General features: G+C 55.1%; 21 protein-coding genes. 7 read left to right on the top strand and 14 right to left on the bottom strand.

Features of this window, described 5'->3' with window-relative positions:
* Positions 1-8: 8 nt before the first annotated feature.
* The 3 genes from EDC52_RS09545 to EDC52_RS09535 form a co-directional block, all read right to left on the bottom strand.
* Positions 9-2447 (bottom strand): TonB-dependent siderophore receptor, encoded by a 2439-nt coding sequence (locus tag EDC52_RS09545; RefSeq protein ID WP_131865091.1) that lies wholly within the window; start codon positions 2445-2447, stop codon positions 9-11.
* A 138-nt stretch (positions 2448-2585) separates the two neighbouring features.
* Positions 2586-3569, bottom strand: coding sequence for a FecR family protein (locus EDC52_RS09540; RefSeq protein ID WP_131865090.1), 984 nt, complete (start codon positions 3567-3569; stop codon positions 2586-2588).
* Positions 3570-3645: 76 nt separating this feature from the next.
* Positions 3646-4152 (bottom strand): sigma-70 family RNA polymerase sigma factor, encoded by a 507-nt coding sequence (locus EDC52_RS09535; protein WP_131865089.1) that lies wholly within the window; start codon positions 4150-4152, stop codon positions 3646-3648.
* A gap of 411 nt (positions 4153-4563) precedes the next feature.
* Between EDC52_RS09535 and EDC52_RS09530 the strand changes: the two genes are divergently transcribed.
* The 4 genes from EDC52_RS09530 (at position 4564) to EDC52_RS09515 (ending at position 8429) form a co-directional block, all read left to right on the top strand.
* A complete protein-coding gene (locus tag EDC52_RS09530) occupies positions 4564-6030 on the top strand; it encodes a M20 family metallopeptidase (RefSeq protein ID WP_131865088.1) in 1467 nt (488 codons plus the stop codon).
* 33 nt (positions 6031-6063) lie between these two features.
* A complete protein-coding gene (locus EDC52_RS09525) occupies positions 6064-6780 on the top strand; it encodes an ABC transporter permease (protein ID WP_131865087.1) in 717 nt (238 codons plus the stop codon).
* Complete coding sequence (locus EDC52_RS09520) at positions 6780-7505, top strand: ABC transporter permease (RefSeq protein WP_131865086.1); 726 nt, start codon at positions 6780-6782, stop codon at positions 7503-7505. The genes EDC52_RS09525 and EDC52_RS09520 overlap by 1 nt, the downstream gene beginning before the upstream one ends.
* Before the next feature lie 66 nt (positions 7506-7571).
* The gene (locus EDC52_RS09515; RefSeq protein ID WP_131865085.1) at positions 7572-8429 is read left to right on the top strand and encodes a transporter substrate-binding domain-containing protein; all 858 of its coding nucleotides are present in this window, start codon (positions 7572-7574) and stop codon (positions 8427-8429) included.
* Positions 8430-8776: 347 nt separating this feature from the next.
* Here the strand turns inward: EDC52_RS09515 and EDC52_RS09510 are convergent, their stop codons facing one another.
* From EDC52_RS09510 to EDC52_RS09500, 3 genes are read right to left on the bottom strand one after another with little or no spacing between them, the layout of a single operon-like run.
* Positions 8777-9616, bottom strand: coding sequence for a transporter substrate-binding domain-containing protein (locus EDC52_RS09510; RefSeq protein WP_131865084.1), 840 nt, complete (start codon positions 9614-9616; stop codon positions 8777-8779).
* A 58-nt stretch (positions 9617-9674) separates the two neighbouring features.
* Positions 9675-11369, bottom strand: a complete 1695-nt coding sequence (locus EDC52_RS09505; protein WP_131865083.1) for a M28 family peptidase — start codon at positions 11367-11369, stop codon at positions 9675-9677.
* Positions 11369-12796, bottom strand: coding sequence for a M20 family metallopeptidase (locus EDC52_RS09500; RefSeq protein ID WP_131865082.1), 1428 nt, complete (start codon positions 12794-12796; stop codon positions 11369-11371). The genes EDC52_RS09505 and EDC52_RS09500 overlap by 1 nt, the downstream gene beginning before the upstream one ends.
* Before the next feature lie 292 nt (positions 12797-13088).
* On the opposite strand from EDC52_RS09500, the gene EDC52_RS09495 reads away from it, so the two are divergent.
* Positions 13089-13727 carry a GntR family transcriptional regulator gene (locus EDC52_RS09495; protein ID WP_131865081.1) on the top strand — a complete coding sequence of 213 codons (639 nt, stop codon included), beginning with the start codon at positions 13089-13091 and terminating at the stop codon, positions 13725-13727.
* Positions 13728-13873: 146 nt separating this feature from the next.
* Here EDC52_RS09495 and EDC52_RS09490 read toward each other — a convergent pair whose 3' ends face one another.
* Positions 13874-14803 carry an alpha/beta hydrolase gene (locus EDC52_RS09490; RefSeq protein WP_131865080.1) on the bottom strand — a complete coding sequence of 310 codons (930 nt, stop codon included), beginning with the start codon at positions 14801-14803 and terminating at the stop codon, positions 13874-13876.
* 122 nt (positions 14804-14925) lie between these two features.
* Between EDC52_RS09490 and EDC52_RS09485 the strand changes: the two genes are divergently transcribed.
* The gene (locus tag EDC52_RS09485; protein ID WP_230467990.1) at positions 14926-15807 is read left to right on the top strand and encodes a LysR family transcriptional regulator; all 882 of its coding nucleotides are present in this window, start codon (positions 14926-14928) and stop codon (positions 15805-15807) included.
* Positions 15808-15954: 147 nt separating this feature from the next.
* On the top strand, positions 15955-16731 hold the full coding sequence (locus tag EDC52_RS09480) for an SDR family NAD(P)-dependent oxidoreductase (protein WP_131865078.1): 777 nt from the start codon (positions 15955-15957) through the stop codon (positions 16729-16731).
* A 60-nt stretch (positions 16732-16791) separates the two neighbouring features.
* Here EDC52_RS09480 and EDC52_RS09475 read toward each other — a convergent pair whose 3' ends face one another.
* The 7 genes from EDC52_RS09475 to EDC52_RS09445 all read right to left on the bottom strand — a co-directional run bounded on the left by EDC52_RS09475 (position 16792) and on the right by EDC52_RS09445 (position 24598).
* Positions 16792-18402, bottom strand: a complete 1611-nt coding sequence (locus EDC52_RS09475) for an EAL domain-containing protein (RefSeq protein ID WP_131865077.1) — start codon at positions 18400-18402, stop codon at positions 16792-16794.
* A gap of 203 nt (positions 18403-18605) precedes the next feature.
* Entirely contained in the window at positions 18606-19463 is an 858-nt protein-coding gene (locus tag EDC52_RS09470) for an EamA family transporter (protein WP_131865076.1), read from the bottom strand.
* Between the two features lie 77 nt (positions 19464-19540).
* Positions 19541-20167, bottom strand: coding sequence for a KpsF/GutQ family sugar-phosphate isomerase (locus EDC52_RS09465; protein WP_131865075.1), 627 nt, complete (start codon positions 20165-20167; stop codon positions 19541-19543).
* Positions 20168-20196: 29 nt separating this feature from the next.
* On the bottom strand, positions 20197-20928 hold the full coding sequence (locus EDC52_RS09460) for a 3-deoxy-manno-octulosonate cytidylyltransferase (protein ID WP_230467989.1): 732 nt from the start codon (positions 20926-20928) through the stop codon (positions 20197-20199).
* 38 nt (positions 20929-20966) lie between these two features.
* Positions 20967-21968, bottom strand: coding sequence for an alcohol dehydrogenase catalytic domain-containing protein (locus EDC52_RS09455; protein ID WP_131865074.1), 1002 nt, complete (start codon positions 21966-21968; stop codon positions 20967-20969).
* On the bottom strand, positions 21968-23296 hold the full coding sequence (locus tag EDC52_RS09450; RefSeq protein WP_131865073.1) for an aspartate aminotransferase family protein: 1329 nt from the start codon (positions 23294-23296) through the stop codon (positions 21968-21970). The genes EDC52_RS09455 and EDC52_RS09450 overlap by 1 nt, the downstream gene beginning before the upstream one ends.
* 21 nt (positions 23297-23317) lie before the next feature.
* Entirely contained in the window at positions 23318-24598 is a 1281-nt protein-coding gene (locus EDC52_RS09445) for a beta propeller repeat protein (protein WP_131865072.1), read from the bottom strand.
* Positions 24599-25653 lie beyond the last annotated feature (1055 nt).

Below are 25653 nucleotides of genomic sequence, written 5' to 3'. Positions count from 1 at the left end.
CCGCCGCATCAGAACGTGGCCTTGACTGCCGCGACAATGCTTCTCGGTGCGCCTGGATGATTTTCGGTCCGGCTGACCGGTGTCGCGATGTATTGCTGATCAGTGAGATTTCGGCCGTGCAGCGACACCGTGAGGTGCTTATTGATCGGGTAAGAGACCATGGCGTCCAGGCGATAATAGCCGCCCACGGAAAAGCTGTTATCCAGGTCGCCTTTTCGGGTATCAACCGCCTGTATCCCGGTGCCAAATTTCAACCCTGATAATAAACCGCCCTGTAATTGATAGGTGCTCCACAGGCTGCCGCTGGCACGGGGTACTCCGCTCAGGCGGTTGCCAGGGTCATAATCTTTGTCTTTGGTAATCTGCGCATCCAGATAAGCGGCCGATGCCAGCACCCGCCACCCCGGCATGATCTCGCCGGTGATGTCCATTTCTATGCCGCGCACGCGCTGCTCACCGGTGGTCACCGAATAGTCCGAGTCCAGCGGATCGCTGGCCTTGACGTTGGTTTTAGTGATCTGAAACACCGCAGTGGTCAGCGACAGACGGTCAGGAATCAGATCAACCTTGACGCCGCTTTCGACCTGCCATCCCTCCTCCGGCGCCAGCGCCTTGCCAGCGCGGGACTGCCCGCCCTGGGGGGCGAAACTGTCGGCATAGCTGGCATAGAGCGCAATCGGCTCTACCGGTTGATAAACCAGGCCCAGGCGACCGGTAATGGCCCCATCGCTCATGTCCGGTTCGCCGTCGCCGATCTTCTGGTTCATTTTCTGATCGACATGGTCGTAACGCAGCCCTGCCAGCGCCTTCCACTGGGGATTGAATGCAATCTGATCCTGCAGGAACACCGACGCCATAGTGATGTTTTCAACATAATCCGAGTTGATTTTCGGGGTCGGCTTCACTGCGCCATACACCGGCTGGTAGATATCGATATCATCGATATTGGCCCGGTACGAGGTGAAATCCATTCGCGAACGGGTGTACTGAATACCGCCGAGCAGTTGATGATCAATGCCGCCGGTGTAGAATTGCAGCTGCGCCTCCATTTGAGCATCAATATTACGCGAGTCTTCTTGCCGATCGGTAAAGCGGCGGCCAAGGGTGCGGCCATCGTCATCCAGCGAACGATAGTCGATACCGGTATCCTGCACCCGGGCATCGTCATAGCGCAGGGAGCCGCGCAGGGTTAACTGGTCATTGACGCTGTGTTCCGCACCCAGTGACAGCCGGGTTTTCCTGGCATCGATGGCCGACCATTTTTCTGCCAAGAAGCGCCGCGGCTGCAGCAAGACTTCATTTTCCGGCGTCACCACCAGCCCACGGTCAAACGGCATTTTTTGCCGGGTGTGATCCAGTCCGAAAGTAAAACTCGTCAGTTGGTTCGGCTCCCAGCGCAGGGCGACACTGCCGAACTCACGCTCACTGTCCCGGCGATGATTCTGGAACCCCTCCTCGGTCTGGCCGGCCGCCGAGAAACGTCCGGTCAGCGTCTTGTCTTCGTTTAACGGACCGCTTATGGAGCCCTCCGCGCGTCTGAAGCCAAAACTGCCGGCCTGCAGCGTGCCGTCGCCCTCTGACTGATAGCTTGGCCGACGCGTCACTATATTGATTAATCCACCCGGCTGGCCTCGACCGTAGAGGGCGGAGGCCGGGCCTTTCAGTACTTCGACCCGTTCCACATTGGCCAGATCGAGCAGGGTTTCGGGACGATCGCCGGCATAGTTCAGCATCACCCCATCAATGGCATAGCCCGGTGAGGAGAATCCACGCACCCTAAAAGTTTCCGATCGGTTACCTGAAGTCCCGCTTTGCTGCACACCGGACACATTTTCCACCGCTTCAGAAAGGCCGCTTGCCTGCTGATCGTCAAGCACCGCCCTGGGCACTACCTGGATAGATTGGGGAATATCGCGCAGCGGCGTATCGGTTTTGGTGCCGGTCAGCGTGCGGGTCGCCCGGTAGCCGTCGACCGGGCCAGTGGGATTTTCAACCCCGGCAACCACCGTCAAGCTGTCCGACGACGCCAGGCTTCCCTGCTCACTGCGGACAATCACCAGCGAAGCGGGGCCGGTAAAGCGATAATGCAGGCCGGTGCCGGCCAGCAATTGATTGATGGCGGCGGCCGGCGCCAGGGTTCCGGTGGCGCCGGGTGACGTCATTCCCTGTAGCAACGCGGCATCGGCCGAGGTTTGCATACCGGTCTGCAGACTGAACTGAATCAGGGCATTCTGCAGCGATTGGGGGGCGATATGCAGAGATTGGGGGGCCTTATGCAGCGATTCTTGGGCGATATGCAGCGATTCGGAGGTGACATCCAGCGGTCTGGCGTCGCCGGCGCGGATTTCCGCCAGAGTAGGACCCTGCTCTGCCATTGCCGGCATGCTTCCCCCTAATGCCACCATTGCGGCCCCCGCTATTCCGTTCATCATCCCTTTGCCCATCATGTTCAAGCCCTCTGCCGTTAGCGGTAAAACTGACTGGCGCGTCGCCGGGTCAATCCCTCTGTCTAAAGAACGAAATAGCGCGGCGTTTTTTCTGAAATAAAAGGGATTATTTTGCGATATGGCTAAAAGAGGGGAATATCAATGCATTGAAATGAAAGTAACCCAAGGGCTGATTTGCCGTACCTGCCCTCCCTGGGTCTGGGCAATGGCGCGCAGCGCCTCCACCGGCATGCTGAGATCGTACATGCCGGTTATCCGATGCCCGGCTACTGTTTTATCGGTCAGAATGATGGCGCCGTGATAATGGCGCCGGATATCATCTATCACCTCGCCGATCGGGCGATTTTTGACGATAAGTTTCCCGCTGCGCCATGACGCGACCAGTTCCGGCGCATCGTTGCCGCGCTTAATCTGCTGGCGACCGGTGATAGATACCCAGTCTCCTGCCAGCAGCGGTGCTTCCAGGCGCGGGTCTGCCACCGGCGCGTCTACCTGCACTCGACCGTGGTTAACCGCTATCTTGACCGTGTCGTCTGAGATCCGCACATCGAACGCAGTACCCAGCACACTGATCTCGACCTGACCGGCATCCACCCGGAACGGCCGGCTTTTATCGGGCTGGACCTCAAAGTAGGCTTCGCCCGCCAGTAGCCTGACCCGCCGCACTGTCGGCTCGAAATCAATACTGATGGCGCTGTCGGCGCCCAGATGCAGCATGCTGCCGTCATCCAGCTGGATAGGACGGTTTTCGGCAGTGGCGGTGGCATAGTCCTTCGCCAGCCAGATGTTGAATGCCGGTGCCGACAGCAGCATACATAGAGCTACCGCCGCCAGCGACAGGCCGGCAGACCAGGCGAAACGGTGACGCCGGGTTGGGCTAGGCTCAGCCAAGGCAGCGTTGGGCTCTCTTAACGATGTTTCGGTCAGGGCATGGAGGTCGCTGAGCAAATTCCCTACACGCTGCGCCTCACGCCAGGCGGCGCCGTTCTCCGGGCAGCGCTGGTGCCAGGCGTTGAAACGCGCCTGCTGCTCAGTATCGTGTGGATTTTCCTGCAAAATGATCAGCCAGTCGAGCGCTTCACGGCTGGCCCGGGTGTCGCTACTGTTAGATTTAATGGACATCTTCCCTTTGGCAGTCAGGGCGTTGACCCGACCCTTGGTTGGCGTGTTCTGACGTCCTGCGTTTACCGGCAGCCGGTTAACTGCGCTCGGCCAGACGTCGGCGACAATGGTTGAGCCCGTCGAATACCAGCGAGTGCGCCTGGGTAACAGAAATATCAAACTGCTCGGCGATGCTTTTCAGCGTACAGCCATCAACGCGATGCATGTGCAGCACTTGGCGGGTCCGGTCGGGCAGTTCGGCCATCGCCTCTATCATAATACGCAGTTCGTATTGATGCGAGATCAGTTCTTCCTGCGAGGGATGGTCACCGGCGACCAAAGTCAAATCCGCATCGCTGTCCAACCGCTGGCGCTCGGTGGTGGCCCGCCGGCACCAGTCGATGGCCAGGTTACGGATAATGCGTCTGAAATAGCCCACCGGCTGGTCAATCTGCCGATCTGACGGGGTGGCGTTAAGTCGGATATACGCTTCCTGCACCACATCCTCACCCTGAGCGCGATCGCCGACAATCGCCGAGGCATAATTGATAAATTCGGCCCGATGCGCAAGATAGGTCTTTAATTTTTTATCGGTAGTGCCCAAATTGAATTACCTTTTGGCGGTCAATCAAAGACAAAACAGGGAGGCGCTAACGCCTGAAACGCCCGGTATGAAGCCGAACCGCAAGCCCGGTCATGTGTCCACGCGCCGTGCAGGCTACATGACATGCAGTGGGCAGGTGATTATATATGATAATAATTATCATTCAATTAATTTTATATTATGGACAACTGGTTAACTTTGCGCACCCTGATGGTGCACTGCGGTTCCAAACGCGCTGCTTTAGGGCCTGATGTCCAGCCCTCGCTACGCCAATACAGCTGATGGGATAGGTTTTTTTCCGCTGCGGGGAAGGCATGTTACCCTGCTTTTCAAAATTGGCACCAATTTGGCCTGCATCTTGCTTTCACTCTTGTACCGCGAATAAACGCTTAAGCTCAAGAGGCCGGCCAGATGACCTTTACCAACAGCACTCCCCTGGCAGTTCCGCATCCTGACACTGAGACACTGAAACAAATCTGGTCGTTTATTGATGAAACCCGCGGCCCCTTTTGCGCCCTTAGCGATAAGCTATGGGAGACGCCGGAAGTCAATTACACCGAATACCGCTCCGCGCAATTGCTGGCTGAAATGCTCGAAACCCAGGGCTTCAGGGTAACAAGAGGTATCGCCGGCATCCCAACCGCGATGATGGGGGAAGCCGGCAGCGGAGGACCGGTGATTGCTATCCTGGGAGAATATGATGCTCTGCCCGGCCTCAGCCAGCAGGCGGATGTCGCCGAGCCGGCACCGGTGGTGGCCGGCGGCAACGGCCATGGCTGCGGCCATAACCTGCTGGGTACCGCCGCCCTGCAGGCTGCCAGCGCCGTCAAAGCCTGGCTGGCTGAACACCGGTTGCCGGGCCGGGTACGCTGGTATGGCTGTCCGGCGGAAGAAGGCGGTTCAGCCAAAGGCTTTATGGTGCGCGCCGGGGTATTTGCTGATGTGGATATCGCCATCTGCTGGCATCCTAATGCCTTCAGCGGCGTGATCGAGGCCAATTCCCTGGCCTGTAACGAGATAAATTACCACTTCAGCGGGCGGGCGGCTCATGCCTCGGCCAGCCCGCACCTGGGACGCAGCGCCCTGGATGCGGTTGAATTGATGAATGTCGGCGTCAATTATATGCGCGAGCATATGCCCAGCAGTGCGCGGATCCATTACGCCGTTACCGACACCGGCGGTCACTCCCCTAATGTGGTGCAGGCCAATGCCACTGTGCGCTATCTGATTCGCGCCCGCGAACTGCCGGGTCTGCAGCAACTGGTTAAACGGGTGGATAATATCGCCGCTGGCGCGGCATTGATGACCGAAACCACCTTCACCCGCCAGGTGCTGAGCGGTGATGCCAATCTGATTGGCAACAGCGTATTGGAACAGCGGATGCAGTCTCATCTGGAATTACTGGGCCCGCCCCCGTTCGACCGGGCTGATGCCGAGTATGCGGTCCGTTTTCAACAGACCCTGGGCCAGGAAGAGATTCGCAGCGCTTATGAGCGCTACAGCCTGCCGGTGGATTATCAGCGCCCGTTGTGCGATGAGATCCTGCCGTTGCGTCGTCCCTACAGCGATATGGTCGGCTCTACCGATGTAGGCACCGTCAGTTGGGTCGTGCCGACGGTACAGGTTTATGGCGCAACCTATGCCATCGGCACGCCGGGCCACTCATGGCAGTTGGTCGCGCAGGGCAAGGCGCCGGCAGCCCATAAAGGCATGATGCACGCCGCCAAAATCATGGCCAGCACCGCAGCGGATCTGTTTACCCATCCTGACCTTATCGCCCAGGCGCAGGCCGAACATGCAACGAGGCTGAACGGCGTTGAATTTGTCAATCCGATTCCCGACGACGTCGAGCCGCCTTTTCCAAAGCAGCATGCATAGCCGACAACCGGTGGTCACCATTTCGGGGGAGATATGGAACCTGTAAGTTTTTGGCAGTTAGTCAGCTTCGGCGAACAGGGCTGGGGGCCACTGCTGCTGTCAGGGATGATGGTCACCATCGCCCTATCGCTGAGCGGTTTTGTGCTCAGTGCCGCCATCGGCGCACTGATGGCCTGGGCTAAAATCAGCGGTAACAAAGCGATGCGCGTCATGGCTGATATCTATACCACCGTGCTGCGCGGCATTCCTGATTTGCTGGTGATTTATCTGTTCTACTTTGGCGGCAGCAGCGTGCTCTCCGCCGTAGGCCGGATGTTCAATGCTGATGGGTTTATTGCCTTTCCGGGCTTTTTGGCCGGGATGATGGCGGTCGGCATTACCGCCGGCGCCCAGCAAACAGAGGTGTTTCGCGGCGCTTACCGGGCTATCGCGCCGGGCGAACTGGAAGCCGCCATCGCTTGCGGCATGAGCCGCGCCACCCGGTTCCGGCGCATTCTGGCGCCGCTGGCGCTGCGCTTCGCCCTGCCTTCAATGGGCAATGTCTGGCAGTTGGTGCTGAAAGAATCGGCGCTGATTTCAGTTACCGGCGTGGCCGAATTGCTGACCCAGGCACAGACCGGCTCCGGCTCAACCGGCCGTCCCTTCGATTTCTTTATTGCCGCCGCGCTGCTTTATCTACTGATCTCAGCCTTCTCCGGCTGGTCGCTGCGCAAAGCGGAGTCTTACTACTCACGGGGAGCGGCGCGTTGATGGATATCCAATTTCTGCAGGAAACGCTGTTACTGCTGTTGCCGGGCATCCCCCTGACGCTGGCGCTGGCGTTCGGCTCAGTGCTGCTCGGCTTCTTCCTGGCGCTGGCGCTGGCGTTGCTGCGACAGTCCGGCCTCAGGCTGCTGGACATGATTGCGCGCGCCTATGTGTTTATCTTTCGCGGCTCGCCGCTGCTGGTGCAGATGTTTTTGATTTACTACGGACTGGGCCAGTTTCCGGCGGTGCGCGACAGTCTTTTTTGGCCGCTGCTGCGCGAGCCTTACTGGTGCGCCCTGCTGTCGTTGACGTTATGTACCGCGGCCTATGCCAGCGAAATCATCCGCGGCGGCCTGCAATCGGTGCCCTATGGGCAGATAGAGGCCGCCTGGAGCTGCGGCATGACGCGGCTGCAGGTGCTAAGACGCATCGTACTGCCGGTGGCGTTGCGCCAGGCCCTGCCGGCCTATGGCAACGAAATGATTTCGATGGTGAAATCCACCTCGCTGGCCTCAATCATTACCCTGATGGAAGTGACCGGCATTGCTGCCGGCCTTATCGCCGAAACCTACCGTGCTCTGGAAGTGTTTACGGTGGCAGGGGCTATCTATCTGGCGATCAATTTAGTGCTTACCCGGCTGTTGCAGTGGCTTGAATACCGTCTTACCCCGCACCTGCGGGCACAGAAAAGCGTTCCCCTGGTGAAACATTCTCGCCAGGCGTCTTAGTGGTTTTTTTCTTGATATCGCTGCGGTGATATTTGGTTTGGCAATTTCAGGTGAGGTAAATCAACAATGACGTTATCCCGTTTGATGTGCGCACTCTGCATGACGGCGACGCTGGCCACAAGCTTTGCCGGCCAGGCGGCAGAAGGTAAAAAATGGACCACCGTGCGTATCGGCACTGAAGGGGCCTTCCGACCGTTCAATTTCACCAAACCGGACGGTACGCTGGATGGCTATGAAATTGATCTCTATAAAATACTGTGCGACTCGATGAAGGTAACATGCGAGATCGTTATCCAGCCCTTTACCGGCATGATCCCGGCGCTGAACGCCGGTAAATTCGATGCCATCATGTCGGGAATGTCGGCCACCGAAAAGCGCCGCGAGGTGATAGCATTTTCCCTGCCTTACAGCAACTCCGGCCAGACCTTTGCCGCCCTCAAAGACAGCCCGCTGGCGAAACTGCCCGATACCGGGGTGCGTTTTTCATTGACCAAAGACGAGGCCGGCGCCATCAAGGAGCTGGAGAAAATCAAGCCGCTGATTGCAGGCAAAACCATCGGCGTACAGACCGCCTCGATTGCCGCCAACTTTCTTAACCATTATCTGAAAGGGGTGGTAAAAGTCCGGGAATATAAAACCACCGAGGAGCATGATCTGGATCTGGCCGCCGGCCGGGTTGATTTTATCATTGCCTCCAGCACCTATCTTAATGGCGCCCGTGAGAAATCAGGCAACGCCAATATGGTATTGTCAGGACCTTCCTTTATCGGTGGGCTGCTGGGCAGTGGTTCCGCCATCGGCTTACGCAAGTCCGATCCGGAGCTGAAGCAGCTGTTCGACGAGGCCATTTTGAAGGCCAAACAGGACGGCACGCTGAAGCGGCTGGGGATGAAGTGGTTTGGGCAGGACATTACCCCATTGTAATGATTTTCAGTCAGCTGTTGCGCTTAGCGCCAGCGGTAGTTATGACCCCTGGCGCTAAAGAGTGCAAATCGAATGTGATGCTGTCTATCTCTTCATCAACCTTGCCCTGCTCATCTTTGTTCAGGCGTTTAAAGGCTTTCTCAAAGCGACTTGACGGGTAAACCTCAATGTCCTGCTCTGTCTTTTCTGCGCACCTATTTCTTCATTCTCCCGTTGTCCATTTCTGATTTCGCCAGCAGGATTTCGTTGATGAAGGAAAAGTGCTGACAGAGGGTAAGGATCCCTGACCAGCAGTGCTTACCCTTGGTGGTGCCGGCCATCTATCCAAAGTGGGCGACTAGCACCTCTTACGGGTAGTCAGGCGTCAGATCCAGTTTGCTCCACTTCTCGGACAACTGACGTATTACCCCCTCGGCTGCGGCGGCTTTAATGGCTCCGTCAAAGCGTGCCTTCAGATCCGCCTCCCCTTTGCGCATCCCCATAGCGACATCTGTCGCCAGCACTGAGCCCTTCAGGTCAGGACCGGCATTGGTCAGGTCTTGGTTGCCCGCCTTACTCATGATAAAACGGGCGTAAACGCCACTGTCAAAACCCGCATCAATCCGGCCAGCCTTGATATCTAAATCGCGTTCCGCTGAGCTGCGATAGGTGCGGACCTTAACGCTGTCGCCAAAATAGCTGTTCATCAATTGTTCCTGGCTGGTGGACTGCACCACGCCGACGGTTTTGCCTTTGAGCTTTTGACCGATGGCGGCCATCACCCCGTCTGCCCGGGCTTTATCATTGAGATTGAGACGCTGCCCGGTCATTGGCAGCCCTGCAAGATCACTGTTTTTCAGCACCAGAAAACTGGCTACGCCGCTGGCGTAAGGCAATGTAAAATCGACCACCTTTTTACGTTTTTCATTAATCCCAAGCGTCATCACCACATCGTATTTTCCCAGGTTGAGACCGGGGACCAGCGTCGCCCAGGCACCGCTTGACAACTGACACTCCACTGCAGCGCGACGACAGAGCCAGCTGATTAAATCCACGTCAAATCCTTCCAGTTTGCCACTGGAGTCCAGGGCATTCCACGGCGGAAATGCGCCCTCAATAGCGACTTTCACGGTCTTGGGCATTTGGGCCGGCGCCGCGCCGGTAAAAGCCATCGACAGCGCGGCCAGCAAAAGCAGGTTCTTTTTCATACTCAGATTCCAGTCAGCAATGGCCGGCCCGCAGGCCGACGGGGTAATGCGCCATCGTTTAGGCAGACGCAACAGTATTTATCGACGCCAGCGCACGGCAGGCTTCCTGCAGCGCATGGGCGACCAGGTTACGGCACTGCCGCGCGTGTACCGCATAAAACAGCTCATCCGGGTCACCTGGCGGCAGTGCAGCCAGTTCCCGCAGACCTGACAGCGCAGGCCAGGCCGGATGAGGCAGCGCACTGTCATGGCTAAAACGATGGCCGGCGGTGTAGTTCAGCGGCACCAGTTGCCTGGAAGCCGCCATCAGCGCCTGGTTGATATCGGCAGCCAGAGGGCCGCCGGCATTCGCGGCCAGATGATTTATCCGCTCGGCCGCCGCCTGCAGCAGCTTGAGACGCTGCTCCAGCAATTCGATATCCACCCGCCCAGCCAGCCGCGGAGCAATAGCGGACAGTTGTTCGCCGAGCGAGTGGCAAAAGGCGGTGTAGTCCAACGGAACCACCGGCGAACACAGCAACCGCCACAGCACTCGCAGCACGATGTCGGTGTCCCGGGTAAGATTCGCCGGACTGATATGTTCGACGGTATCGTGGGGGGTATGCCACCACCAGCCGAGGGCCGTCAGCATTTTCACCGGGCCTGGCGGCTGATGGCTCAGACTGCCGAACATCGAAGGCAGCCCGATACCCCAGAATGACTGATCGGCGGCGCGGCCGTGACGGCGTCCTTGATGCTGCTGCCCGCTGACGGCGGCTACCGCTTCGGCAGCGACTGCTTTCAACTCGTCGATTACCGCGGAATTTGTCAGCACGCTGGCATTCTCGCCACCGGTGGAGTCCACATTGACGTGGGCCACGCAACGCCGGTTGAGTTCATCCCAGTGTTCATCCGCATACCAGGCTGATCCGGAATAGCGGCCATGGGAATGGCCGGACCAGAAACAAAGCCGCAGCCCGCGCTGCCACTGCTGTTGCTGGCTGGCCAGCAAACGGGCGGCTTCCAGCATGGTGGCATTGGCTCCGCCGTTGTCCATGACGCCGTAATGCCAGGTATCGTGATGGCCGGCGAACAGCACAAAAGGCGCATCCGCTCCTTCGCTTGGCGCTGGCAGTTCAGCCACCAGGATCGGCGTTTTGCGCCAGCCGGTATCGACCTCAGTGACCAGCGTAACCACCACCGGCTCGGCGTTGCGGCAACGATCGCGCAAGACAGCGCCGTCATCGCGGGAAATCGTGCAAATGGCGCTGGTGGGCAGTTGTTGACGGGTATGCTGCGATGGACTGCCCCACACCGGCGAAACACACATTTCATACAGATGTTCAGTCGGGCTGATATGCAATTGCCCCAGCGCGCCATGCTCGCAGGCCAGTAGCGTCACGTCCTCGGTGGTAATGCCATCCACCAGCACAATTTTACCGCTCACCTCAGCGGCTGAAAAATCCGCCTCACGGCCTTCACCGACATACACCAGCGGCGCGCTGATGCCGGACTGATCGGTCGAGACGGACATGGAATGCGTGATGCAGCCGATACCGTTTCCCTCAATCAGCACCCGAGCGCTGACCGGCAGGCTTATCCAGGCATCATGGGACAGCAGCCTGGTCTGGTAGCCGAAACTGTCCATCTGCTGTTGCAGATAGAGAAAGCTTTCCAGCTCTTTTGCCGAACCTGACAGTTTGACACGCTTGGCAAACTCAGCGATATGGGCCATCAGTCGCGCCTGGTCCGGCATCAGCGAAAACGCGCTCATCAGGATGCCTCCGGCAGCGGGGGAGTGACATCATCCGGGATGGGATTGACAAACGGCCGGTCGGCCAGCCGAGCCGCAAAATCGGCTTTAGCACGCCGGACCTGTTCCGGGTCGCAAAACAGGTCAACGGCGGTCGCCGCCATCGCCTTGGCCGAGTGCGCCATGCCTTTGTGGGCAGCGGGCAGTTTCCCCTGCGCCACCAATTGCCATGAGTGTCCCGGCGTACCGATGGCGTAGGTCGCCCCGCGCATCTGCACCGTAGGCACCACCCAGCTGACGGTGCCGACGTCGGTGGATCCCACCAGCGTGCCATCGCCGCTCTCAGGAGGAAATGTCAGATCGCACAGCGGCACATCAGGCCGCACCGGCAGGCCAAAGCGGCCAAAAGACGCAGCGATATCCTCTGGACTGAAGGTCTGTTGAAACTGGGATGCCACCAGACGGTCCTGCTCATCGAAGGGCGGCGGTCCCAGCCGCTCAATGTGCCGGTGCATCAACTGCTCCAGCGGGGTATTGCCGATAAGATTGGCATCGCCGCTCAGTACTTCGCAACGCATGGTTGTTTCAGTCATCAACGCGGCGCCGCGGGCGACATTTTTGACCCGCTCGACCAACTGCAGTAATTCGGACAGGGTCCGCGACCGAATCAGGTAGCGCACCCTGGCCCTGGCCTGCACCACATTCGGTGAATGGCCGCCGGTATCGGTAACCGCATAGTGGATACGGGCGCTGCTGGGCATATGCTCACGCATATAGTTGACACCGACATTCATCAGCTCAACCGCATCCAGGGCGCTGCGGCCCAGATGGGGTGCCGATGAGGCATGGGCGGCACGCCCGCTGAAATGAAAATCAAGCTCATTACAGGCCAGGGATATCGGGTTATTGACGCCGGTAAAGGCCGCCGGATGCCAGGAAATGGCGATATCCACATCATCAAAGACCCCGGCACGGACCATAAAGCCTTTGGCTGACCCCCCCTCTTCCGCCGGACAGCCGTAATAGCGTATGCGCCCGGCAAGCCCGTGATCCGCCAGGTAGTCTTTTACTGCGCTAGCCGCCAGCATCGCCCCGGCTCCGAGCAGATTATGGCCACAGCCATGACCGTTGCCCCCTTCGACCTGGGGACGCTGCTCGGCAATGCCGGCCTGCTGGCTCAGGCAGGGCAACGCATCGAATTCGCCCAGGATAGCGATAACCGGCCCCCCTTCGCCCGCCTCTCCCATGACCGATGTCGGCAAGCCGGCCAGGTTGTGCTGGATGCGAAACCCCTCCTGCCGAAGCCGGGTGATATGGGCCGCCACCGACTGGTGTTCCTGATAATTGGTTTCGGGGGAGTCCCAGACTTGGTCGCTCAAGGCAAAAAAAGCCTGTTGTTTGTACTCGATCAGCGCAGAGACTGCATCCGTCAGATTATCGTTGCTCATAGCGTCCTCAAATGTGTTCCATGATTGGTACCAATTTATGACGCTTCATTTCCCGCTGCAACGCTTGTCTGCAGATATAAGTTAACCCTATGTTCCGAAGGTCAGCGACCTGGAGACTCTGGGCTATCAGCGCCGTCGCTGGCGGCAGTGGCGCTGGCCTGTGTCGCACAGGGCGTAGCGGCAGATTGCGCCATAAGCGGTGTTATCGAGGGTGCCACTGGGGCAGCGGCAGTAGTGGCAATAGCCGGCGGTGGATGGCAGAATACCTTCGTCAACTTGAGATAATTCATGCATGAATAGATTAAAGCGGCAAACGACCTCGTCGGCGATGACCGACCACGTCATGGAGATGATCCTGCATGACATCCAGACCGGGACCCTGACGCCGGGTGCCTGGCTCAAACAGATTGATTTGGAACGGCGCTACAGCTGCGGCCGACCAGAGGTGCGTCGCGCCCTTGACCGTTTAGCCCAGAAACGCCTGGTGGTCCATGTGCCTAATCGCGGCTATCACGTCTATCAGCCCGATGGCCGGCAAGCGCGCGAGGTTGCCGAGATACGCATTCTACTGGAAACCGGCGTCGCCGGACATATTGTGGCAAACGCCCGCCCAGCCGATATCGAGACACTTGCGGGTTTGTCGGCGAATTTCGACCGCCTGCTGCAGATCGGCACCACCCTTGAGCTGTACGAAGCCAATCTGGCATTCCATCATCAATTGCTGTCCCTGTGCGGCAACCTTGAACTGGTTAATCTGGTGGCCGATATCCGCCAAAGAACCAGTTCAGCCCCGGTACAGCAGTGGACTACCCGTGACCGGGTAGAACAGTCATCCCGTGAGCATGCCCAAATGATCGATGCACTGGTCAGTAAGGATGAAGCGCAGTTAACAGAGGTTATCGCCCGTCACATCCGGCAGAGTTCGCCATGACCCTGCTACTCCCCCCGCTTGCCAATGGGCATGAGTCATAGCCGCCACTTATTGTTGTTTATTCAGCGGCAGCAATAGCGATAGAGAGTGAATGCAATGATGCCGTGGACGACCTGGCGTCCAACGGCATGGCTAGGCAAGCGGCGCTATTCCCGTTCTTTGAGTGCTGCTAACAGGAAAGCGGCGGCATTTTCCAGGGCTTTGTCGGCCTGGGGTAAATGTTGAAAAAATAAATGCCATACATGAAACATCTCCGGCCAGACTTCCAGGCTCACCCTTACCCGCTGTTCTGCCAGATGCCCTGCCAGCCTGATGCCATCGCTCATCATTACCTCGTTTTCGCCAATCTGGATCATTACCGGCGCGATGTTCCTGACATCGGCAAACACCGGTGAGGCATCCGGGTGTGATGGCAGTTCATGACCGAGGAAATTATCGGCCAGCAGCCCAAGAAATTCGGCGCTGCAAAGCGGATCCCGACCTTCGCGATCGCAGGCAGACCTACCGGTGTGTTCTAGGTTGGCCCACGGTGATATCGCCACCCCGGCCGCTGGCTGAGCTAGGCCCAAATCCCGTATTTTGCGCATCAGGGTGACCACCATCGCTCCGCCGGCCGAGTCGCCGGAGATAACAATTGAAGCAGGATCCCGGCCTTCATCGATTAAGAAAAGATAGGCGGCCAGGACATCATCAATGGCCGCCGGAAACGGGTGCTCAGGCGCCAGGCGGTAATCAGGGATATACACCTCGGCATTGAGAAGATTGGCGAACTGGCCGCCTAGCCCGTGATAGGCCTGGCGTCCGCCGCTGGCATAACCGCCGCCATGCAGATAAAGCATCACGCGATCGCCGTTAAGCGTTGCTGGGGCAATCACCGAGGTGGGCATGCCCGCCATCGTCAGGTCGGAAACCAGCACATTCGCCGGCGCAGGAAACAGCCTTGCCAGGGTATCAAGATAGATCTTTCGCGCCGCTGGCCACTTCACGTCCGGGTCTTTATTCAGTGCCCGCCCAAGATCTGCGGCGCTTTGCCTCCATTGTTCAAGCCGACTTTCTACTGATTGACTGTACAGCATTATCACACCTCTAAGGGTCATATTGTTCTCGAAACACAACTATATAGTGATAATTGGTGAATGAGTTTCTACACTGAGTAAGCCGAATATCCCCAACGTCATTTCAGGTAACAATGATGGAAATGAACTCTCTCAACGCATTTATCAGTGTGGCAAAAGAACAGAGCTTTGCCGCCGCGGGCCTAAAGCTCGGTCTTACCCGTTCCGCCATCGGTAAATCGGTGGCCAGACTGGAACAGCAACTCGGCGTCCGCCTGTTTCACCGCACCACGCGTTCTTTGTCGTTAACGGCCGAAGGTTCGCTGTTCTATCAACGATGTGCCCAGGCGCTACAGGATCTGGAAGAGGCGGCCGCTAACATCCGGCAGGACAAACCCTATCCTAAAGGAACGCTTAAATTGACGGTGGCAGCAGCCTTCGGCCGCAGCCAGTTGTTGCCGGTTTTACGTGATTACGCTGAGCGCTGGCCAGAAGTCAAGATTGAAGTCAATTTCAGCGATGGCGTTAAAGACCTGATTGAAGGAGGTTTAGACCTGGCTATCCGACTGGGCGTACCGCCGGATGACACCTCAAATCTGGTGGTCAGGACACTCACTCGTTTTAGCAGCGCGATGGTAGCCTCTCCGGACTATCTGCATCGGCAAGGAAAACCTGAAACGCTGGCGGACATCATTCATCATGACCGACTGATGTATGGCACGCATTATCGGCCGCTCTCCTGGCAATTGTTGCATTCGCAGGGCGAGGTAACTGATATCCGGGGCAATGACCGATGCTATTTTGACAGTGCCGAGGCACTAAGGGATGCCGCAGTTGCCGGTATGGGCATCGCCCTACTGCCGGAGTTTATTATTCGCCAATCGGTGAACAACGGTGAGCTTATCCCCTTGTTCGCTGAATACCGGACCAATGAAATCCCGGTTTACATCCTATATCCGACCCGCAGGTATCTGACGGCCAAAGTGCGTTGTTTTATCGATATGCTGGTCGACGCGGTGGGGTAAGAGAAGACGTCTGTCGTAGCGAGCGGCTGGCCTTAGAGGGTACTGACAGCGGTATATCGATGTATATCTAGGCACTGAGCGGTGCGTAATTGACACTAGATATACAGGATATATCATCCTATTTCCTTATTTTAGTGAGGTCATACTATGTCCACCTCTACATCGTCAGCAGTAAAAGCACCGGTTCCAAATTCATCAGCACTTAAGGGAAAAATAGCGGTCATCACCGGCGGAGGCAGCGGCATTGGTCTGGCGGTAGTGGAGCGATTCGTTGCCGAAGGGGCCTATGTCTTTATTATGGGCCGTCGTCAGGCGGTGCTGGATCAAGCGGTTGCCGCTTTGGGCGATAATGTGGAAGCCATCGCAGGCGATGTCACTGCCAGCGAAGACCTCGATAGACTTTATGCGCGGGTAAAAGCCCAAAAAGGCATTATTGATATCTTGGTGACCGCATCAGGCATCGCTGAATGTGCCAGCCTGGCCGAGACCGGCCCTGAGCATATTGATCAGATATTCGCTACCAATAGCCGCGCGACCCTGTTCAGCGTTCAGAAAGCACTGCCGCTGATGAGCGCAGGCGGATCCGTAGTCTTAATCGGTTCGATAGCCGGCTTTATTGGCACGCCGGGCTACGGTACCTATGGCGCAACCAAGGCGGCGGTCAGGTCTTATGCCAGGACCTGGAGTAATGAACTTGCCGGCCGCAGTATCAGGGTAAATACCCTGAGTCCGGGTCCGATTGATACCAGTATGTTCGATAACGTCTCCGATGAGTTGCGGCAATCGGCAATCGATATGATCCCGCTGCGCCGGTTGGGTCGGGCGACGGAAGTGGCGGCGGCGGCGCTGTTTCTGGCAAGTGATGAGAGCAGCTACATCACCGGCGCTGAGCTGTGTATTGATGGCGGCATGGCCCAGGTATAAGGCCCGTTGGCTGTACAGAAGGCCGGTATACCCTTTGCTAGGCCCTTAGAGCTAGCGGTTTTAGTGTCGCCCCTGATAAACAGGGGCTACCTCCATCGGCCCTTCACCCCGCTCTTGCAGCCAGTAGACGAATTGCCGACTTGCCATCGGGCGGGCATATAAGTATCCCTGCATATATTCCACCCCACAATGCTTGAGGTATTGATATTCCTCAGCACTGCTCACTCCCTCCGCTACCATAGCCAGTTTTAACCGCTTACTGAGGCTTATTATAGTATCAAGTATCGGAGTATCATTTGCGGCAGACTCAATGGTGCCAACAAACCCTTTATCGATCTTGAGATAATCGAGAGGAAAAGTCTGCAGATAGGAAAGGGAGCAATGGCCGGTGCCAAAATCATCAATTGCAATCAGGAAGCCCTCTTTGCGCAATTGCGTCAGCTTTAGCATCACATCGGAGGTATTGCTTATCAGGCTGCGCTCAGTCAGCTCAAGGGTAATCTTCACATGATGAGGTGACAGCTGGGCGGCAAGTCTACGGATATCATCCGCAAAGTCAGGATGCTGAATGTGCTCAGCGGCGATATTGATACCTAAGTGAAAATCATCTGGCACCTGCCAATGCCTGACATCAGCAGCCAGCAATTGGAACAGATGTAGCGTCAGTGGGATGATTAATCCTTCACTTTCCGCCGCGGTAATAAAAACGTCCGGGCTGATGGACCTGCCGCCGGCGCGATTCCAACGCAGTAAAGCCTCCGCCCCACCGCAGCGCTCCCTGACGGTGTCATAAACCGGCTGGTAATGCACGGCGAATTCATTATTGAGCATTCCCTTGCGCAGTTCGTCTTTCAATGACATTTTCCGTTGCTGCCAAGAGCGGACGAACGACACAAAAATAAACGAAATTATCAGTCCGAAAGGCAGAAAGGTGATGAAACCCTGCCACCACAGCCTCATCATTCTGGATGCCGGGATCGTCACATCTACGCTGATGGCATCATGAGCGGCACTTTCCCGGTGATGGCTAGGTGAAATAAAGCCAAACGCTTGGCGGTCCGGATGCCCCTCCTCTATCAGATAGCCTTCACCGAATTTTATACCCAGTAAATAATTCTGCGAACTGCCAATAGCGCTCATGATATCGATCAGATATTGGGCATCGACAATGGCAAATGCGCCAAAATCTGCCGAAGGCATCTCGCTGAACATGACCGCCGGCCGTGTTTTAACGCCACGGGTAACGCGCAGCGAGGTATTCCACAGGACGGGAAAAGGTGAAGGCAACGGCTGGATGATGATTTCATTGAAAGGTATGCGGTTGTCGCCCGCAATCGAGGAGCAGTACATGTCCTGGCCCTGAATGAGACCGAGCGAGCGGAAATAAGGTGAAAGCGTCGCCAGGCGAACCAGTTCCGGCAGGACTTCCGGGCATAATTGGCCTCTGAACCGGCCGAGGTAAGATACCATCTGCCAGGCCTGGCGGCTGATCGACTCCGCCTGGTGCAAAATGGCTTTGGAGGTGGTTTCAAGTTCCTGTTTGATTTCCTGCCGGGCGGCGACAAAGCTGAACACTACCCCGAGCAGCAAAGGTAGCAGGACGGCAGCGACCAGCAGCAGCAAGTACCGAGGAAGTCCGACTTCGCCAGATTTTATCGCCAACCCTTTCATGCATTCTCTCCGGATTTTCAGGAACAGATTTTTGGCTGCAAGATCTGGTATGGATACTGACACTACAGCAAGCAGGGATAACTGGCCATTTTATATTGAATTATAGCATCCTCTATGGAATGACTGCATTCCAATGATAATAAGCATAATATCATCAATTACTTCTAAAAAGGGACCGGCGGCAATAAGGTCTGGGTTACCCATCAGCGCACCGGGGGTCTATGCCGCCGACGCTCATTGTGGTGCGCGAAAAAGCTCGCGGATCCACAGGCAATAACGATAAGCCCGGTGCCGAAAAGCTGCATCCTGGTGCTGTGGTGTCCCAGCAGCAAGAAGCTGATGGCAACCGAAACGCAAGGCTCCAGGCTGGTGATAAGACTGAAGGTGTAGGTATTAATGCGTCTGAGCGCCGACATTTCCAGGAAGTAAGGCAACAGTGGCAGGCAACAGGCCGCCAGCACCGCCATCAGCAACTCACCCAGCGAAGGCAATGAAAAATGGCTCATCATAAATGGCGTCATGCCACAGGAGGCCCACACGATCGCCATTGATAAACAGTTAAAGCCGTCATGCCGCTTACCGGCCTTTTTTGAAACAATGATATATAGCGCCCAGAACCCACCGGACAATAACGCACAGCATATGCCCTGCCAGGCTAAAGGTATTGCCGCCAGATCCAGCGTAACCAGGGCCATTCCTGCCAGGGCGAACAGCGAGAAAAGATATTCCAGCGCCTTGGCGGCGGTGATGAAGGAAAGCACGCACGGACCGATAAACTGCAACGCGGTGGCCGCCGGCAGAGGAATAAACGTTAACGACTTGATGAACAGAAATGCCATGCCGGCGACTGATACAGCCAATATCAGGATCTCGCCAGTCAGGGTGATGGCAATCTTTCGCCATCTGAGGACCGTTAAAATAACCACCGCGCTTATCACCAGCCGCAACCACGCCGTCATCGCTATTCCCAATGAGCCGACCAGCGTCAAGGACAGTGCCGATCCCATCTGGGATAGCGTTATAGCCAGCAGTGCCAATAAACATCCGTTTAAAGCATGCATTACCGAGTCCAGTGGCAAGGGAGGCTAACGTCTTCACAGCCGCAGGCTGTTTCAGACGTTAAAACAAAATGCCCTGTTCAGTTTTCGAACAGATCATTATCGAGGGTGTCAGCGAGCACCTTCCCCAAATTGCCTGAGGGGTGGTTACTGTAAAAATCACTGCTGGTGAAGCCATTCAACTCCATCAACGCTATGGTGAGGGCATCGCCCAAGGCAAGCGTGGCGCAGGTACTGACGGTTGGCACGATATCAAACGAACACGCTTCGCGTTCAATAACAAAGCCAAGACTGACATCGGCAGCTTTGGCCAGGGGAGAACTCTGGTCGCCGGTAAGGGAAACGATGGGCAACCGCCGCTGCTGCAAATACGGTAAGAATTCGAGAATTTCACGGGTTTTTCCACTGTAGGAGATCAGCAGCACGGTATCATTTTCCGCCAGCATCCCCAGATCGCCATGCTGGGCTTCGGTGGGATGCAGGAAATAACTCGGCGAACCGGTCGAGGACAGGCAAGATGATATTTTCCTGCCGATATGGCCGCTTTTGCCGACGCCGCTTATCACAATATGTCCAAGGGTGTTATGCAGTAGTCTGACGGCTTCATAAAAACCATCTTGCGCAAGCGTGGCTGAAATCTGCTGAAGGGCATGAGCTTCGCGATTCAGCACGCGACATCCGATACGTAGTATTTCATTCTTATCCATAGCGTATTCCTTTACTGTAGGTTGCCGGGTCAGAGCAACAGTTCTCTGGCCATGTTCAGATCTTCCAACCGGTCAACACCCAGCGGGTTGGTCTGCACAATTGACACATCGATACGCATCCCCTGCTCTAGCGCCCTAAGCTGTTCCAGCCTCTCTCGCCGTTCCAGGATACCGGCCGGCCATTGTGAGAACCTGGCTAATGCGCTGCGTTTATATGCATAAAGCCCGATATGGTGATAGTTATCACCCTTGCCCCACGGCAGGACGGCGCGACTGAAATACAGTGCTCGGCCGACGGCCGCCCCTTCATAGGGAAAGGCAATCGCGGCTTTTACCACTGCGTCAGACTCAAGCTCATCCGCCTGGGTGATGACGCTTGCAAGCGTAGCCATTTCGCCTGCAGGATGTTGCAACGGTTCGATCAACCTGCGCAGCATTGCCGGTTCAGCGGTCGGCATGTCCCCCTGAAGATTGATGATCACATCGAACTTGCTCTCGGGATCTATCATTTGCACCGCGGCATACACCCGGTCTGAACCGCTGTTTAACGCCGGATCGGTAAGCACTGCCGTACCACCGGCACTGCGGACCGCATCGGCAATTTCCGGGTTGCCGCAGGCAACCACCACCGGCCCCAGATCGGCTTCTATGCCCCGTTGCCAGACATGCACAATCATTGGCAGGCCGTTAATGTCGGCCAAGGCTTTTTGAGGTAAGCGTGATGAAGCCAGTCGGCTAGGTATAACGGTAAGAATATTCAAGAAAGACCTCTTCAAGACAGACGGCGCTGAATTAAGCATCATTCACTGAGAATGATTTTTTTGTTGGATTTGATATTTTCATATTCTTCGAACACCTGGTTTATCTGTTCAAATGGATGAAAACTGAGCAGGTGGTCATGATGTTCACTCCAACTGGTGGCTAAAAGCCGGGCAGCTTCGGTCATGTGAATGCTGTCGCCATTCAGATGGCAAAATTTGATTTCCGGTTGCTTCCAGGGGAAACGCTCCGGAATAAAGGGCTCATCGGCATGATATCGACTTAGCACCAGCAATCGGGCGCATTTATCCAGCAAGCGACAGGATGAATAAAAGCCGGACGATTGCCCGGTCGCTTCAAATATCAAGCTGTATTGACGTTGGCTATGGTGATGTTTGATTCGACTCGGATAAAGGGAACGAATATTATCCATTTTAAAATCATGATTATCGTTAAGATAAATATCCCTGTCGCTGCTCTCAAGCAAGGCAAAGGCAAGCATTGTCCCAAGCCCTCCACAGCCTTGAATCAGGATATCGCCTTCACGGTCATCCAGGGTGCTCAGCGCCAGGCCATGCAGGGCAACCGAAAGAGGTTCAATCAGCGCACCGATGTGATCGCTGCGATAATCAGGCATCACTTGTGCATAGGAATGATGAATATCGATAAAGCGCGCATAACCGCGGTTGGAATAGTGCTGCTCCGCGCCTTTGACGCATAAGTGCCCCATTCGCCTCAGGCAGAATGCGCATTGGCCGCAACGATAATTCGGATCGATGGCGATCCGTTCACCTTCCTTAAACGCGCTGACACCCTCACCTGTCGCCGTTACCACGCCGCAATGTTCATGCCCCAGTGAAATGGGGTAACCTTCGTCGCGATGGCCCAGATAAAAAGAACGGTCAGTACCGCAGACTCCGCAATGGCTGATTTTTACCCTGATAAATCCAGCAGCTATATCATCATCCAATTCAGGATAATGGAAGTTAAACCGGCCTGGCCGATCGAGTCTGGCTATCACATTCCTTGTTCGCGCTGTCATTATTCGCTCCTGGTCTGTTCCAGTTCAGTCAATGCCCTGGCGGCCTTTTCAAGCGTCTGAGCAATGTCGTTTTCCGTATGGATTACCGACAGATACCACAACCCTTCCGGTGTAATCCTGATGCCCTGCACTTGCAAGGCGGCATGCCAGCGGCCGGTAAGATCCTGCATTAGTTGCTGGCGGGCAGTACGATAGTCGGAGACCTTGGCTGAGCTGTGCCTGAAAAGAGTTGTGACCGCCCCGGGGCTGCAGCGTACCTGCAGCGGCAGCGGCGATTGCATGGCCAGTTGCTGCAAACCGTTATACAGCCGCTCGCTCAGGCGGTGTATCTGAGTCAACGCAGCAGCATTATGCTGAGTAATCACCTCCAGATGAGCCAATGCACCCGCCAGGAAAGGGGGAAATGCGTTATAGGTTCCGGTATGTATTGTCTGGGTACTGGACAGCCGTTCCATCAGATGCTGTTTGCCGGTCACAGCGCCGAGACATACAGGACCGCCTAATGCTTTCGCAAAGGTAGACATATCGGGTACGACACCATAGCTTGACTGGGCGCCGCCTATCGAGGTCCTGAAACCAGTCTGTATCTCATCAAAAATGAGTAGCGTCTGATGAGCATCGCAAAGCTCGCGTACTTTGGATAAAAAGCCTTTCTCAGGCAGGATATTGCTCCAGAAACTGTTGAACATGATGGGTTCGGTGATAACCGCTGCGATTTCTCCGGCGTGCACGGATAAGGCACTCTCCAAGGCATCAGCGTCATTCCAGGGCAAGGAGACAATATTACCGACATCGCTTGCCGCCTGACCCAATGACATCGGCAAAATGCCCTGATGGCGAGTTTCATGCTCAGCCGGCGCAGCAAAACCCCAGGCAATATTGTCGAACCATCCATGGTAATGCCCTTCAAAGCGGATAATTTTCTCTCGCCCGGTGACCGATCTTGCCAGTCGCAAGGCAACATGCACGGCTTCAGATCCGGAATTACAAAACCGCGTCATCTGCATTCCGGGCACTAATTGCCTGATTTTATGCGCCAGCGCGCATTCCAACTCGGTTTGACCGGCAAAGAATTGCCCCTGCCGATATTGGCTGACGATAGCCTCAATAATGGCAGGATGGGAATGACCGGTAATGAGCGGCCCCCTGCCCAGCACATAATCAATATAACGGTGCCCGTCGACATCCCAGACATAAGCGCCTTCCCCGCGCAGATAGAATAAGGGGTGCGGCTGCCAGCTGGCTCGATTATTACTGGAAACACCGCCTGGAATAACCTGCGAGGCAAGCTTATGCAATTGCCTGGATATCTGATAGCGTTCTGGCATCTCACTCTCCTTGTCTGAAGCCTATATTTTCGCCAAACGGCGAAATCCCTCTATACGGTGGAGCGTTATCAGGTTGGTATATTGCCCGTCCCGGGCCAAATCATCACCGGACCTTGAAACCAATAGAATATCCTCTCCATCAAAGATAAATGCCGGGTAATTTCTGGAATGAAATTCGTTTTTACCCTTACTAATGACATCTGCGAATAACCAGTCCACGCAATTCATTGAATAAAATAAACCCAGGATATTGCGCTGATTAGAGGGAAGATTATATCTTCCCTTGGGCCTAGCCGTTAGAACACACATGGAATCGGTCACGATCGACGTCGCCAGCCAATAAAGAGAACTTATCGGGTCATAGGCAATATAAAATTTCATCCCACCGCCGGGAAAGGGGATAAAGAGTATTGTCCTGCCAGAGGGTGCGATTATTCTTTGTAAGAATATATCCCCGTTTTGTCGCTCCACCGCCTTGATGACGGCGGCATAGCCCGCCCCATTGGTATTGGCCCTGAGAATAATGTGCAGCGTCTTTTGATTTGGATCGTACCAAATATGCCTGGGATCAGTGATACGCACGATATTCCCTTCAAGCCATCCTGGCGGCGATGCATGAATATCCGGTGCCAATGCCATCGGGCGGTCGACATGCGATGGATAAAATGGGATACCGAAATATTCCCCGCTTCCCCTGCTGATACTGCCGAACATATCAATGAACGAAAGGCCATGGGAAAATGTCCATGATGTTTTTTCAAGCAAACAACCGCTTTCATTTCCTCGCAATATGACTGGCGTCAGACCGGCCACGTTCCAGCCTTTGATGCTGCGATCCGAACGCAGATCCATACAAAGATAAATAAACCCGTTTTCCTGCAGTACATTGGTCGCCGCCGCATGCCATAATCGCTGTTCGGTCAGGGCATGAGGTGCTGACCAGGTATTACCGTCATCCTCGGATTTAATAATATAAAGCCCGCCGGCGTTGCCTATCACATACAGCATCCCCCGGCTTTCAAACGGTCGCGCATGCCAGAATGGATATGTGCAAACTTCATTCCAGCTGTACCCCTGATCATCGGATGACAAGATTTTTCCGATTCCCTTTCGCTTGGTAGCAGAAGACAGCGGGTTATAGGCCAGATTCAGGTCAGCATCATCAAGAGCGGGCCCGCCAACATCCATTGTCACGATCAGTCTTCCGCTAGAGGTTTTCAGAATGGCGGGCGTATAGCACCAGAGTGCCGAGGGCGAATCTGAACGGAAGATGACCTGCCCCTGATCGTTTTTTTCACACATTCCTCATCCCATCGTCCTTGGTTTATGTAAACCGGCCCACGGATAAAATCTAAATTGATAGACACCGGAGCTAGCCGGACTGATTATATTCAGAGTTTGATGAGTGACATTTTAACAAGATAGTGTTGAGCCGCTTGCAATTTTAAAAATAAATGTCATCTACCTCATCGGCTCACATAAAAATATATTGTTTTAGATAAAGTATTTCACTGCCTATAATAAATCTGAACTCCTTGTGTTTCATTTTTATACAGCCAGCAATTCAATGTCAAGCACTAAAAGAACAGCAAAACACCGACTAATACTATAATTAATTTAAAATTAATATCGTTAATAATAATTAAGTAATTTTCGAAATTACCGTCATGATATACACTTTTCAACTAATTATTCAGATAAAATGTTTTAAAAAAATCGGCTTATCGTCAATCGGCGGCTTCGTCTTTCAGCGGCTTCGTCTTAAGGGTTATTTTCCGCTTAGGCGAAATAACCCGCTGCCGCGCATCACTTTCGCCCGGCCCTTCATTCGCCTGCTGTTACGCAGCTGAGGGAGAGGGGTGCTAAAATGATCATTTAGCATCTCAGACGAGAAAAACGTAATCTCCTTGGGATTCACAAGCGTATTTGTCGGCAAGTCTATTTTTTTTGACCGGAGATATCAGCAAATGCTGGTTGATAATCAATGCATACCAGCAATGTGATCCTCATTTTGACAATACCAATTTAAAAAAAACGAGGAATGTATTTACACCTTCAAGCAGCTGTTAATCAAAATGTCAGGCCATTGAACATGGCTTCGGCAGGAGTAATGAATGCACCCTGAATATTAATTATCTCGATCATATTGTAATATCTCTTCATAAAGTGAATCACCACTGTTTCATAACCTCTCCTCTAACAGTGAGAGCGGGTCGTGACAGGTTTTAAGGTTCTGTTGAGGTTAAGCTCAGCAAACAGCCTTGCGTCGGCTGAGCGCTTCTCGCTACTGTCTAATGGCTGGCTATGTTGGCCAAATTATTCCAAATCACTCCATATACTTTAGCCAAAAATTAAAA

It is taken from the genome of Biostraticola tofi, from assembly GCF_004343195.1.
Lineage (GTDB): Bacteria > Pseudomonadota > Gammaproteobacteria > Enterobacterales > Enterobacteriaceae > Biostraticola > Biostraticola tofi.
This window is presented reverse-complemented; position numbering and strand designations above follow the sequence as displayed.

Coding starts and splice junctions, on each gene's coding strand:
- EDC52_RS09545 (WP_131865091.1), bottom strand. CDS start 2,447: ATGATGGGCAAAGGGATGATGAACGGAATAGCGGGGGCCGCAATGGTG.
- EDC52_RS09540 (WP_131865090.1), bottom strand. CDS start 3,569: ATGTCCATTAAATCTAACAGTAGCGACACCCGGGCCAGCCGTGAAGCG.
- EDC52_RS09530 (WP_131865088.1), top strand. CDS start 4,564: ATGACCTTTACCAACAGCACTCCCCTGGCAGTTCCGCATCCTGACACT.
- EDC52_RS09525 (WP_131865087.1), top strand. CDS start 6,064: ATGGAACCTGTAAGTTTTTGGCAGTTAGTCAGCTTCGGCGAACAGGGC.
- EDC52_RS09520 (WP_131865086.1), top strand. CDS start 6,780: ATGGATATCCAATTTCTGCAGGAAACGCTGTTACTGCTGTTGCCGGGC.
- EDC52_RS09515 (WP_131865085.1), top strand. CDS start 7,572: ATGACGTTATCCCGTTTGATGTGCGCACTCTGCATGACGGCGACGCTG.
- EDC52_RS09510 (WP_131865084.1), bottom strand. CDS start 9,616: ATGAAAAAGAACCTGCTTTTGCTGGCCGCGCTGTCGATGGCTTTTACC.
- EDC52_RS09505 (WP_131865083.1), bottom strand. CDS start 11,369: ATGAGCGCGTTTTCGCTGATGCCGGACCAGGCGCGACTGATGGCCCAT.
- EDC52_RS09500 (WP_131865082.1), bottom strand. CDS start 12,796: ATGAGCAACGATAATCTGACGGATGCAGTCTCTGCGCTGATCGAGTAC.
- EDC52_RS09495 (WP_131865081.1), top strand. CDS start 13,089: ATGAATAGATTAAAGCGGCAAACGACCTCGTCGGCGATGACCGACCAC.
- EDC52_RS09490 (WP_131865080.1), bottom strand. CDS start 14,803: ATGCTGTACAGTCAATCAGTAGAAAGTCGGCTTGAACAATGGAGGCAA.
- EDC52_RS09485 (WP_230467990.1), top strand. CDS start 14,926: ATGAACTCTCTCAACGCATTTATCAGTGTGGCAAAAGAACAGAGCTTT.
- EDC52_RS09480 (WP_131865078.1), top strand. CDS start 15,955: ATGTCCACCTCTACATCGTCAGCAGTAAAAGCACCGGTTCCAAATTCA.
- EDC52_RS09475 (WP_131865077.1), bottom strand. CDS start 18,402: ATGAAAGGGTTGGCGATAAAATCTGGCGAAGTCGGACTTCCTCGGTAC.
- EDC52_RS09470 (WP_131865076.1), bottom strand. CDS start 19,463: ATGCATGCTTTAAACGGATGTTTATTGGCACTGCTGGCTATAACGCTA.
- EDC52_RS09465 (WP_131865075.1), bottom strand. CDS start 20,167: ATGGATAAGAATGAAATACTACGTATCGGATGTCGCGTGCTGAATCGC.
- EDC52_RS09455 (WP_131865074.1), bottom strand. CDS start 21,968: ATGACAGCGCGAACAAGGAATGTGATAGCCAGACTCGATCGGCCAGGC.
- EDC52_RS09450 (WP_131865073.1), bottom strand. CDS start 23,296: ATGCCAGAACGCTATCAGATATCCAGGCAATTGCATAAGCTTGCCTCG.
- EDC52_RS09445 (WP_131865072.1), bottom strand. CDS start 24,598: ATGTGTGAAAAAAACGATCAGGGGCAGGTCATCTTCCGTTCAGATTCG.